This is a genomic window from Halorubrum trueperi, assembly GCF_042662525.1.
Classification (GTDB): Archaea; Halobacteriota; Halobacteria; order Halobacteriales; family Haloferacaceae; genus Halorubrum; species Halorubrum trueperi.
On sequence record NZ_JBHSXI010000004.1, the window covers coordinates 1 to 12,309 of the forward strand.

Below are 12,309 nucleotides of genomic sequence, written 5' to 3' on the forward strand. Positions count from 1 at the left end.
GATCTTACAGGAGACGCTCGCTACCGCTACGCAACCGAGGTGTGAGGCTTAGCTAAAGACGAATGATCGTATTGCTATTCGTAATATCGCACGGGCGGACGACGAGAGAACACTGATTGCGACTGTGCTACCGAAAGATGTCGTTACCGTTCATACACTCATGACGGTTCGACCATATGCAGTCAATCCGAGCGAAGAGGATTTGAGCAATTATCCGATGCATAGTGCCTACGAGCGGGTCTTCACTGATTACGAACTGTTCGTCTTGACCGGCCTTCTCAACAGTATCCCATTTGACTACTTGATGAGAACAAAGGTAGATAGTCATATTGTCCAGTACAAATTCAATGAATCTCAGCTCCCACGACTAACCAAGGGAGATGATTGGTTCTACTACATCTCAGAACGTGCTGCAAAATTGAACTGCTACGGGGATGAATTTGCAGATTTGCGGAAGCGATTAGGAGACATTGACCCGGTCACGGACGAACAGCATCGCCGACAACTCCGTGCTGAGATTGATGCTGCAGCCTTCTGTGCCTACGGTCTAAACCGTAGGGACGTCCAATTCATCTTGGACGATTTCCATCAAGTTTCCTCTCCACGGATGATGGACAACCAATATTTCGATTTGGTATTCGAGAAGTTTGATTTATTGATGGAGGAAGGACCTCACCCGTAGGCTTCTGAGCCCACCATAGTGCCTCCAGGCGTGGCAATTCAGCTAATTCCCAACCACACCCCAACACACCAACTTCGCATTCACCTCACTCTCTCCGACGAGCGTATCTTGGTACTCCGTCGACGCCTCGATGTTCTCTTCGACGAATGAGTCCAACTCACTCAGGAACTCCCTCGCCGGCCAGTCGGTGAATGACTCGTACTGCTCGTGATGTCTGAACGTCTCCCGTAGGATTCGGTCTTCGTCGGTACTCCCGAGCTTCACCGTCTTTAGCTGATCGTGGAGATCGTCTGCCCACTCCCCCATTATCTCATACTCCCCCTCTAAACACGGCTCATCTCCGTAGTTCGGCTGGATGTAGTGAGAGAGGAAATCCAGAATCGTCTCTTGCTCTTTCGAGAAGGAATCACCCTGCTTGAAAATCTGCTCAGTCTGTCCTTTCTGTATGGACTTCAACCGCTGATCGAGAACAGCCTCGATATCCTCCCGATTCGCCAGCACATGATCGACGTTCCTTGTCGCTGGCTCACCCTCTATCGAGGGCGTCATCGAGAGCGTCTGGACGGACCGCTCTTTAACACCGTCACTGAAGGGTTTATAGTAGAACGCTCGCCGCACACGTCCCAAGGGAGCCTCCTCTTCGTTGTCGAACCAGAGATGAGCGAGCCCGAACACGCCCGGCCGCGGCCCTTTCTCGTGATTGATCGCGTTCGTGTAGAGGAACTCCCGCTCTGCAGGATCGTCCTCAAAGAAGTCCTCGGCGTACTCGAAGTCCGAAGTCTCCAACCCGTAATCCTCGTTCAGTTCACGCTTCAGGAGGAAGCGGTCATACGCAGCCTCTTCGTTGCTTCCGGCGTTCCGCAGCAGCGGGTTCTTCGAGGTGTCGTCAAGCTCGTTCACGTCGTCGACGTCTCGTGAGTGACGCAGGGAATCCTCGATCTCTTCGACCTCCAACTCCCCAATCGTCTTCTGGGTGTCGACACCAGCTTGCTCCAGTATCTGGTCCTCGTTCGGGTCGAGGATGTTGTTCTCCTTGCCGACGATGAGGGCGATGTCGTTGATCTTCGCTTGGAGGCGCTTCAGAAGCTTAATCGCCGCCTCGATATCGCCGTCAGGGTAAAAGTTGTGGACGTGCTTCTCGGCGGTACTCCCGATCCGGTCGATACGGCCGACACGCTGGACGATGCGCATGGGGTTCCACGGGAGGTCGTAGTTGACGGCGACATGAACGTCCTGGAGGTTCACCCCTTCACTGAGAGTGTCGGTGGCGACGACGTACTGGAGCTCGTTCTCGTCAGATTCTGCCAGCGTACTCTGGTACCCGGAGGCCTGTGGGGCAAACCGCTGAATGATGTCCTGTTTGTTCTCGTCGCCGCCTTTCACCACAGCACTGTTCGACGCCGTCAACGGCGAGTCAGGATTGTCTCTGAGTGTCCGGTAGACGTAGTCGGCAGTCCCCCGGTACTGGGTAAAGATGAGGACCTTCTGGTCGTGGCTCTGGAGGACATCGGCGAGGCGGTCGATCTTCGGGTCACGGAACCCACTCAAGGCGAACACTGCCTCGTAGAACTCCTCAGTCGACGTCTCGACGCTCGTGAGGTCGCTGTGCGGGTAGAGAGTGGGGTTCAGTTCCTCTTCGGGGACATCCGGCAGAACACCCGCGTCGTGCTCGTGGAGCCACTGACGGACCGTGACAGCTTGGTCACGCACCGTCTCGGCGTCACGGGCGACGTCACCGATGAACTGCGTGAGGAAGTACGCAAGCAGGGTGAGATCCTCTCGGATGTAGTTCCGAACCTGGCCAATCGTCGCATCCGCTAGTTCGTTCTCGACATTCCCGGAACCGTCGTCGGCACGGACGACGCCTGAATCGAACCCGAACTCCTCCAGTGTCTGTTCGAGGTCTTCTGCAGCGTCTTCCCCTTCCACGAAGTCGTCCAACGTCGATGGGTTCTCGCCGTTCTGCACCGAGCGCAGGACGTCGACGCCCTCCTCTTCGGGGAGGCCCTCCAGTAGTTCAAGGAGTTGACGTTCACTCTGGTGGAGTGTCTCAATGGATTGGACGAAGGCATACGTCGAGGACTCCAAGCGCTTCAACAGATTGAGCTTGTACAGCGCCTTCAGCGTACTTCCGGCTTGGGGGTTCTTCACCGTGATGTGGGGCAGGTGGAGGGCATCCATCACGTCGGGTAACATCCGATAGATCGGCTGGTAAGCCGCCGGCAGCGAATACTCCTGCTTGTTGAGCACCGGTGGCTTGAAACTCATCTCGAAGTCCTCCTCGTCTTGGATTTGCTCCTTAACGTGCTTGCGCGTCCGCAGGACCATCACCTCGTTGAGGATGTGGGATATCTCCTTTGACTGGCGCTGGAGTTTCTCGGCGAGCTCCTGTTGGTCCTCCTCAGAGACTTCTTCTTTGCCCGCAGCGATCTGCTTTCGCTCTTCAGAGAGGTCGATGTACTCATCGAAGGCGTCGAAGTCCAGTGAGGCCTTGTTGCGGAGCTCTTCCGGGCTCGTGAACAGGCTGATGAGGTTCTTCAGGTCGGTGGCGCTGTTGTTGATCGGCGTCGCCGTCAGCATGATCATCGTCTTCCCACGAAGCTGCCGGAGGTTCGCGTGCCGCCGCGTTCCTTTGTAGTCGTCGTCGTGCTCGGGTATGGGTCGCCACTTGCCGAAGTTCCGGAAGCGATGGGCCTCGTCGATGAGCAGTACGTCGAATTCGTCCTGCAGGTCCTGGACCTCCTCGTAGGAGAGGTTCTGGAACTTACTGATGCTCATCACGTCGAGGTGGGTGCCGTCAACCTCCAGGCCGAAGTACGGCTCCCCGTCTTCGTCTGTCCCGTCTTGGAGAAGGTCCGCCCACTGGTCGGTCAGGTTCGCCGGAACGATGAGGAGACACTGATCACCGCGCTGGCGGTAGTCATAGAGGAGCTCCCCGCCGATGAATGACTTCCCGAGACCGACGGAGTCGGAGATGATGCAGCCATCGTACTGGGCAAGTTTCTCTCGGGCGCTCTCGTAGCCGAGTTGCTGGAAGTAGTAGAGGGGGCTGTCTCGCGCGTCGACGTTGCCGTTGAGTTCATCGTACGCCAGCAGTTTGTACAGCTCGAAGGGTTCGAGGTACGTCCCGAGTTCGGCTTCGGTCTCTTCGTCCTCAGCTTGTTGCTCCTCTTGCCAGTCCTGGTACTGATCGCTGTTCTCGATAACCCGGATGAGCTCCTCGCTGAAGGCTTCTGCATTCGCCCATTGGTTGTCGTACCAATCTTCGAAGGCCTGGGTCTGAAGGGCGTCTTGGCTCGTCAGGTTGAGTTCGATGTTGTTGCGGTGGCCACTCGCTGAGAAGTTCGACGAGCCGACGATGGTCGCGCAGGGTCGGGTATCGTGGTCTGCATTGGTCTCGAACTCATCGTCTTCAGGCGGGCCACGGAAGGCAGCACCCTTCGCGTGGAAGTATCCGTTCTCAGGGTTGCGGACACGGACCTCGACGAGACCATCGGCGATGAAGTCCCGCAAGCGGTCCAAGCGGTCCAGCTGTGCGTTGTTCAGTTCCTCGATGTCCGCTTTGAGCTCGGAGGTGAACTGTTCCCGGAGACTCTGGCCTTGTTCAATCTCGGAGACAGTCTGCTGGTTCGTCTGTCGGCCCATGAGGATGCGCAATGGGGCACGACCCAGCTCGTCTGGATCGGCGAGTTGGTCGAGGTCGTCCCGGTAGAGGTCGAATCCTGAGAGGTAGAAGTAGCCGGTTGCGATGCGTGCTTCCTCAGCTTGTGGAAAGACCTTCTCGTAGATGTCTTCGAGATTCGCCTTCGCGTTATCGACAAGCGGAGGAAGCGAGATCATGTTAGTTATCACGTCTTCCCATCTCTGAAAGTTAACTATTTGGCACGGTTCTGCTGTCCGTTAGCTGGACGGGTCGACGACCGCTTCGTCGACACCATCCGGGGCTACCTCATTCGAAACCATGAGTGAGACACAGCTGCGAGAGGTGGGGCTGCTCGGCCACACCGTCGAGTACGACATCTCCCGGAGTGCAGATGCGAGCAAGCCCCGAATCGACGTCGACATTCGGAGCGTGACGGTTATGGTGCCGAGAGTTGCTGACATCGACCCCGAGGGGTTGCTGCAGGAGAACGCAGCCTGGGTCATCGAGAAGAAGCGAGAGTTCGACACCCATCGAGACCGGATACCTGACCGGCAGTACGAGGACGGCGAGCAGTTCCCGTATCTCGGCGAGCCCCACACAGTCGTTATCGAGCAGCGACCGGTTGTTTCAGACGAAAATATATCTGAAGAACCGTATTTCAACGAAGATGAGAGAGTGAACTCATCTCAGTTGATGAGTCACGAAAACTCCGGCCGCTCAGCATACGTGATCGGATCGCGTGACCCAGCATTCCGGAACGCCTCAAGCCGGAACGCGCACGCATCACACGTCCCACACGCCGGCTCCTCATCACGGTAACACGACCACGTCATCTCGTACGGCACACCGAGATCCAATCCGCGCTCCGCGATCTCCGTTTTCGACCACTCGACGAACGGCGCTTTCAACTCGATCTCCGTCTCTGGTTTCGTCCCGACATCGATCACGTTCTGAAACGCGTCGAAGAACGCCGGGCGACAATCAGGATACCCGGAGAAATCTTCCGAGTGCGCCCCGATAAACAGCGCCGCCGAGTCAGTCGCCTCCGCGTACGACGTCGCCATCGACAACAGGTTCGCATTCCGGAAGGGGACGTACGACGTCGGGATCTCATCACTCTCAAGATCCGCGTCAGCCACGTCCATCTCCTCGTCCGTCAGGCTCGACGCACCGATTTGCGAGAGATGCCCCGTTTCGATATGCAAGAAATCCGCAGCTTCAACCTCCTCAGCAAGCGCTTGCGCACACTCGAACTCCTTGTCCTCGGTGCGCTGCCCGTACGACGTGTGCAGGAAGTACGGCTCGTACCCTTGCTCCATCGCCTCGTAGACAGCCGTCGCACTATCCATCCCGCCGGACACCAGAATTACCGCGCTTTTGTTGCTCATGTCTGCTCAGTTGCGTTGTATCGATTATTGCTCTGTACACCACACCGTGTGGGACATCCACGCCGTACTCCCGGCACCACACGACATCGACCGGAATGCCCCTGGGCGACGATCATGTTCCCGGTGCGTCGTTCCACAGGTCAACGTGGAGTCGCGGCGTGTACCGGTACCCGTACTCCATCGCTAACTCGGCGACATCGCTACGCGTCCCATCTAGCTGCTCCCGAGTCATACCCTCCGGCATCAACAACACGTCATCATCCGCCACGGTCGTCGACGTCGCTTTTCGAACCTGATCAACTAGATCCGTGATTTCTGCGAGATCCGACTCGTCGGTCACGACGAACTTGAGCTGCGTCTCGTACGCGTCAACCATCTGGGAGAGCGCGTCCATGTCGATCCGATTTGCTTCGTGCTGCTCTTCGAATTCGCCGTCGCCTTTCGGGTCCCGATCGGGTGTCGGCGTGCTGCTCGCCAGTTTCGGGCTGATACTCGCCAAGTCGATCGGCGCGTCCCGGTAGATCGTCCCGTTCGTCTCCACCGTCGTGTGATACCCTTCAGCGGCCAGTCGTTCGAGGAGTTCAACAGACTCCTCGTGAATCAGTGGCTCTCCGCCCGTCAGCACAACATGACTGGCCTGTTCGTGTGACTGTACTTCCTCGATGATCGAGTCGACATCGCGCCACGCGCCGGTCGGCTCCCACGACGTGTGGTAGGAATCACAGAACCAACACCGCAGGTTACACCCAGAGGTCCGCACAAACACCGAGGGGACGCCAGCAAGCGTTCCTTCGCCCTGCAACGAGTAGAACACCTCGTTGATCGGGAGCCCCTCACCAGTCGCGTCAGCGTCCGTCGCGGGCTTCTCTCCGTCACGTGCGACCGGCATCAGTAGGTCGCACAGAGCTCGCCGGTTTCGCTCACCGACACCGACACGTCCGACACGGTGTCCGGGAACGCATCGAGCATTCGTTGTTCGAGGAGGACGCTCATCACCTCCGCCGTCGGCGGATGCTCCAACACGACGAGTGCGTCGCCGTCGCCGGAGGCTTCGAACGCGTCGACGAGCGGATCGCCCTCTTCGACGAGGAACCGGTGATCCCACGCGTCAATAACATCCGTGACATCTCCTTTGTCGACGACCCACCCCTCCTCGGTGAGTTCCCCAGTCACTTCCACAGTGATCTCGTAGTTATGGCCGTGCGGCCGCGAGCACTTCCCATTGTGATGCAGTATTCGATGGCCCGAACTAATCTGAATCGGGTTGCCCGCTCCGATTTGGAGAGTACGTTGGCCTGCTTCAGTCAGGTCTACCGCTGTAGAATCATCTTGTGGTATGATTTGAGGCATACTCGAAGAACACTGGGTACAACTATAAGCATTGAGTTTTGGAGGAACTGTCGGATTCTAGCCCTTCAGACGGGTTCGCAAGCAAAGCAGTCATCAACGAGCACATATTGACCACCGAGTTTCCCATCAATTCAGAGGGTTTTCTGATTGCTATGCGAGATACAATGCGCAAGTGTGGCACAAGCCGAAGGCTGATCTCCCAAGGGTGGTGAACGGTCAGTACAAGGTAAACATTAAGCAAGCAGACGCCGACACCTTGAGTAGAATGGTAATAAATACTATAATACCGGGTATCGTGGTAATCTATTTCATCATACATATAGTAGTTCTTCCAATGTTTGTTTGGTATGATACAGTCGATCGAGGAGAATCCCTTTGGTGGGTAGTTCTAACGCTTTTGTTCGGTATGTTAGGAGCCCTACTTTACTTGATTGAGAGAAAAAATAGTGGAGTAGTAAGACGATATCGATGTAAAGAGTGTCTGTACGTTTATTATAAAGAATCTGCTGTTGATCGGCATAAGCGAAAGACAGGACATACAGTTGTGATTGATCGAGAATCCACAAAAGAAAATTAACTTGATTCTGTATAAATTTCCAGTAAGCGACACGTTCTGACTCGTTTGTGTCTGTATGCGAGATCCAGATACTGAGGTAGAGCCTCGACTTACCTACATTATGTCCGAAATCAAATATGAAATACAGAAGTAAAGTGAGAATGTGCGATGTATTTTGCTCCTGTATAAGTAGAATGTCTTGAGATCACCCTCTCTTTGTAACTTCGACTGATTGGAGAATTCCTATCGGAAATAATGGGCTCTGTAGAGACCCTCAGAAAATGATACGTTATGCCCCTATTCCGGTCAATACAGGGGATCGAGAGTTCGCTCAGTACAGATGATCTACGGAAAGGCTATTGGTCTCGCTTCTACGGTGAAATGTAATCGACTTGTTCCAAAGATTGTAGATGTTGAGATGTAGAAGATTACATAGCAAACCCCGGAGTGGATTAAACAGTATCCTTATATTCTTGATTATAAATACAAAAACACTACAGCTACCATACCTAAAGATGCGAACAGTCCCCCCAATGCGATAGTGAACCGCTTCTGTCCCTTCCGAATTAAATCGAAATTGTCGTCTGCCCACTCAAAATAGACTATCATCATCACTTTTTGATATTCACTCGCATCAAATTCGTCTCTGATGGCTTTGCGTGGATGTTGGCTATTGGGTCCAAATGTTATCGAAGACAGGGTGAAGTATCCATGGATGAATATAATAGCGGAAACAAGGAGTGATATGAAAGGAAGGAAAATCCAAGTAGGTTCAGTTGTCATGCTAAATTGGTTTGACCCAAACTGGAATATCGCGACATAGAAGGACCCCAGCAGTAAAATAATTTTCAACATCTCTATTGATTCAGCCCGAAGTGTTTGAGCTTCTTCAAGCGCTCTTTCAAAGTTACTGATGGCTTGTCTATACAATTGGTTCCAAAATTTTGAGTCATCTATCTCAGAATTCTCTCCATCGACGCTCAGTTCCTCGCTATTGTTTTGATTGAGAAATTCCTCAAAATCACTCATATCAATGGACAAAATAGCAGAGTAGAAAAAACGTCGGTTCGATTAACTGCTCTAGGTCGGTCCAGATTGTCTCCTCTGCTATATTTGCACCAGGGTCTTTACGCTCTTTCTCTCGTTGACCGCTAAAAAGAAAGATCCATGTGCGAAATGTCGTCGGGCCCTTCGTTCAGAGTGAATGCGTCGTCATCCTGGTGGGAAATACGCGAGCCACAGTTGGACGCCTGCGAAGAGGATCAGCACAACGGACGTGAAGATGATCCCTTTCTGAAACTGCTTAGGGCGCTTCACCGTCGAAACATAGTGTGAGCGATCCCAAACGCTGAACGCGCTTGTAGGGTGTAATGCGTATGTAGAATCACCAGGTTCGAGAGCCCTCGGCTTGCTTTTTATATTGATACCGGATGAAATAGAAAATCCGAGCACTGCGTGGCCTTCATAGGTCAACGGTCCAGTTTCAACGATCACGGTGGCCGTTTCGCCAGGCGCAAGCTCCGTGTCCATTTCCACGTTCTGCGACCAGACCACGTCGTCGTCGATCTCGATCCAAAAGTGGACTGCCGTATCTTCTCGCCACGGTACGTCAGAGTTATTTGAAAAGGTGACCTCGATAGTCGGCTGAGAGTCCGTCCACAAAACCGGCGACGGTTTGTCTCTGGGTTCAGCCCCAATCTCCAGTCCATACAGTTCGTGCGTCTGAATAGTGGACATATACTTCTCGAAGCGGCATACATCAAGTTAATAATTCACCAAGATTTGGCACTACAAAATTAACAAGCATGTGTCGTGAGCAGTAGATCCACGTGAATACATCTCTAAAGAAGATGGTTCCGACAGAGCCAGATAAGTATAAAATTGTTCTTGCTCGAACTTGGCTCGGTCAGTTCCGAAAACTCGTCCTGAAATGCGCTGTCAGAAACATCGCAGTCAGCGTCAGCCACTCCTGTCCGAGAAATCACGCATCTCAACAAGGCTGAATTTTTAAATAGGTGATGACTTGTTGGGGCTTTACTGCTCTTCAAGAGTCCAGTTTGCTTTACCACCACAGGAACATTTGAAGGCTACCTCATCAAATCCATCTTCGACTAAGGATAGACAGGAGTTGCAGTTACTACACCAGAACAGGTCGTAGAGTTCTTTGAAAGCGTCGACGACCGGCCGGAGTTCTGCTACGGAGAACGTGGCCCATTCGTTCTCATTGAAGTGTACGTTGGGATTGACTGCGCCCATCTCCCTCTGGAAATTGGAATACACTTCGCTTCTCTTGTTATCCAAGTCATTGATCTCTGAGATGTCGTTCCCCCAGGAATTACCGGCACGCTTCGATTGCTTGAGTAGTTCCTTGTACCGTGACATTCCCGGTCCTGTAAAGTCACCCAGCGTCCAACGGGAATCCGATTTGAATCGCACTTCCGCCCCAAACTGGTGGCATGCTTCACGAAGGAACCACTCCGCAGTATGCCTAAGGCGGGATGCTGCTGCCTGGACATCACCCTCGTCCATGAGTTCTTCAATACGGTCCCATTCATCGCCGGAACGGCCGAGTATCTGAGGACCGTCTTCAAGAGACCAGTTCGAGAACTTGATCGTACTTTTCCGGGAAAGCACGCCGACCGTTTTCAGGTGACGGTACCAGAGTTCGTCGTGTGTAGTAATCAGTATCTGGAAGTTTGAGGAGATCTCTTCTTTCAAGAGATTTGCGAGAGGCCGTCTATGCTCAGCATCTACGGACATTACGACGTCGTCAAGCATTATCAGGGGAAGTTCGCCGTCTTCCAAGTAATCACATAATGCGAGGTAGAGGCAGAGACCCATACTATCTTGATGGCCTTCGCTGTGTAGTGCGTGAGGCGGATGCTTGCCCCGACCGTGGAATCCGACTTGGATATCTAATCCGGTTTCAGTTGGACTTATTTCAGGCGAAAACTCTTTTTCCTCTCCGTGTATCGCCTTGTAATATTCCTCAAACTTCTCCGTGATAGCTTCATAGGTTTCGTTAAGGACGTTGTCACGTGCGTTGATGAACTCCTTCTGGACTTCGTCCATTTGATCGGCGGCTTCTCGGTATTCTTCTGCCACCTCTTCCAGTTCCAAGACCTCTTGGTAGTTTTCGTAGGCCGAGTTCAGGACGTCCCAAGCATCCTGGAGTGCGTCGAGTTCGGGCAGTTCCTCCGCTCTACTCGTTAAATCCGAGATATAGTCTACAGCGTCTTCAGGACAGAGAACCGTCTTTCTCTCGTCTCTAATGGACTCCTCGTGGGGTAGTTCGTCGATAATACCATCTTCCAGCTCCTCTTCGTACGTTTCAAGCTCGCCAAGGAAGATGTCGAGATCCTCTGTATCGAAGTCCTCGTGTTGGGCTAAAACATTTACAAGTGATTCTACCGCGGTTCGGATCTCGGTTAGTAGGGGAAGAGCGTCCTGTCGAAGATCATCTAACTCTTCCATCTTCTCGTTAGCCTTGGATGCTTTTTCCTCTCGTTCGGCTAGAAGTGCTTCCAGATCTTCTGCATCCCAGTCTGTAAGGCAGAGAGGGCAGCGGTCAGCGTCTTCATCAAGGAACTGTCTGCCGTCCTGGATCAATTCTAAGACGTCTAATGCCCGTAGTGCTTCCTTGTCGGAGCGTACAGCCACTGTTTTCTCTCTAAGCTCTGAATCTATCTCAAGGAACCCTTCAACCTCGTTCTCGAACCACCCCTTGATTTTTTCTAGTAGCTCCCTGGTCTGCTTTGACTGTATCGGACTAGCACTGGCCCGATCTGTCGGTGATTCTAACTCGCTTCGGAATGGTGTATCTGGATCTAGTTCTTCTAGGGGGTCGCCGTCTAACTTCCCTCTCAACTCGTTAACCTTCTCCCGAACATCGTCTAAGTCCGACACCTCTTCCTCAAAAAGCTCAAACAAGCGACGTTGACTGCTTTCGTATTCTCTTTCTTTCCGGTCTGCCTCAGAATCCAAATTGTCCGCTGCGCCTTGGAGCTCCAACCGTTTCTCCTTGATATCGCTTAATTTGAGAAGGGTTCGAAGCTGCTCAGACCGGTTCTGCTTCTGGGAGACAATGAAATTAAGTATCTCATTTCGAGATAACAGATGTTGGCCTCTCTCCGCAGCGTCCATAAGAAGCTCAAGGGAGTCAGGAAGATCACCATCGTAGTCTAACGAGTTGTCATTGACTGTCCGCTTCAACGTGGTTTGCTCGGAGCCGTTCGAGAACGTGATCTCCACCCACGACTCTTCAGGCTCGCTGTCTACATGCGGGCCATGATCATCAATTGAAATATCGCCAGTTCCCTCCCCAGTCATTCGCTGAATCTCGCCGGTGAGCAGAAAATCCACTGCATCCATGACGGAGCTTTTCCCTGCCCCATTCGGCCCAATTAGACCGATGTTCTCGCCTTCTGGCTGTTGCTTAAGTTCAGGAATGCCCCGAAAGTTGTGGATCTTGAGTTCCTTAATCTCCATCTTCACTCACCGCCTCTAATGCCAAATCTGCAATTTGATCTCGGCCTCCGAAATCACCTTCATCGGATAGGTCAGAGATAGCACTCGAAACCTCCTCCGAAACCTCATCGGACGACTCTAAATTGTCGAGGAACTTGCTTACGATGTTATCCTCAAGCGATTGCGAGTCATCCGTCATATACAATCCTAGTCTAGCCTGAAT

At 53.0% G+C, this 12,309-nt stretch carries 9 protein-coding genes and 1 pseudogene; 2 read left to right on the plus strand and 8 right to left on the minus strand.

The window, feature by feature from the left end:
• Nucleotides 1-160 precede the first annotated feature (160 nt).
• Nucleotides 161-682: a hypothetical protein gene (locus tag ACFQEY_RS05230; protein ID WP_379765433.1), complete on the plus strand. Its 522-nt coding sequence runs from the start codon at nucleotides 161-163 to the stop codon at nucleotides 680-682.
• A gap of 42 nt (nucleotides 683-724) precedes the next feature.
• Here ACFQEY_RS05230 and ACFQEY_RS05235 read toward each other — a convergent pair whose 3' ends face one another.
• The gene (locus ACFQEY_RS05235) at nucleotides 725-4,522 is read right to left on the minus strand and encodes a helicase-related protein (RefSeq protein ID WP_379765436.1); all 3,798 of its coding nucleotides are present in this window, start codon (nucleotides 4,520-4,522) and stop codon (nucleotides 725-727) included.
• 241 nt (nucleotides 4,523-4,763) lie between these two features.
• Here ACFQEY_RS05235 and ACFQEY_RS05240 point away from each other — a divergent pair.
• Nucleotides 4,764-4,940: pseudogene (locus ACFQEY_RS05240) on the plus strand (YgjP-like metallopeptidase domain-containing protein); the annotation flags it as partial.
• An 83-nt stretch (nucleotides 4,941-5,023) separates the two neighbouring features.
• Here the strand turns inward: ACFQEY_RS05240 and queC are convergent.
• The 7 genes from queC to ACFQEY_RS05275 all read right to left on the minus strand — a co-directional run bounded on the left by queC (nucleotide 5,024) and on the right by ACFQEY_RS05275 (nucleotide 12,285).
• Entirely contained in the window at nucleotides 5,024-5,713 is a 690-nt protein-coding gene (gene queC / locus ACFQEY_RS05245; protein WP_379765439.1) for a 7-cyano-7-deazaguanine synthase QueC, read from the minus strand.
• 112 nt (nucleotides 5,714-5,825) lie between these two features.
• Entirely contained in the window at nucleotides 5,826-6,602 is a 777-nt protein-coding gene (locus ACFQEY_RS05250; protein WP_379765442.1) for a 7-carboxy-7-deazaguanine synthase QueE, read from the minus strand.
• Entirely contained in the window at nucleotides 6,602-7,063 is a 462-nt protein-coding gene (locus ACFQEY_RS05255; RefSeq protein ID WP_379765445.1) for a 6-pyruvoyl trahydropterin synthase family protein, read from the minus strand. Before ACFQEY_RS05255 ends, ACFQEY_RS05250 begins: the two co-directional genes overlap by 1 nt.
• Before the next feature lie 1,033 nt (nucleotides 7,064-8,096).
• Nucleotides 8,097-8,648: a hypothetical protein gene (locus tag ACFQEY_RS05260; RefSeq protein ID WP_379765448.1), complete on the minus strand. Its 552-nt coding sequence runs from the start codon at nucleotides 8,646-8,648 to the stop codon at nucleotides 8,097-8,099.
• Between the two features lie 183 nt (nucleotides 8,649-8,831).
• Nucleotides 8,832-9,356 (minus strand): hypothetical protein, encoded by a 525-nt coding sequence (locus tag ACFQEY_RS05265; RefSeq protein ID WP_379765450.1) that lies wholly within the window; start codon nucleotides 9,354-9,356, stop codon nucleotides 8,832-8,834.
• A gap of 297 nt (nucleotides 9,357-9,653) precedes the next feature.
• Nucleotides 9,654-12,107, minus strand: a complete 2,454-nt coding sequence (locus ACFQEY_RS05270; RefSeq protein WP_379765453.1) for an AAA family ATPase — start codon at nucleotides 12,105-12,107, stop codon at nucleotides 9,654-9,656.
• Nucleotides 12,097-12,285: a hypothetical protein gene (locus ACFQEY_RS05275; protein WP_379765456.1), complete on the minus strand. Its 189-nt coding sequence runs from the start codon at nucleotides 12,283-12,285 to the stop codon at nucleotides 12,097-12,099. The genes ACFQEY_RS05270 and ACFQEY_RS05275 overlap by 11 nt, the downstream gene beginning before the upstream one ends.
• Nucleotides 12,286-12,309 lie beyond the last annotated feature (24 nt).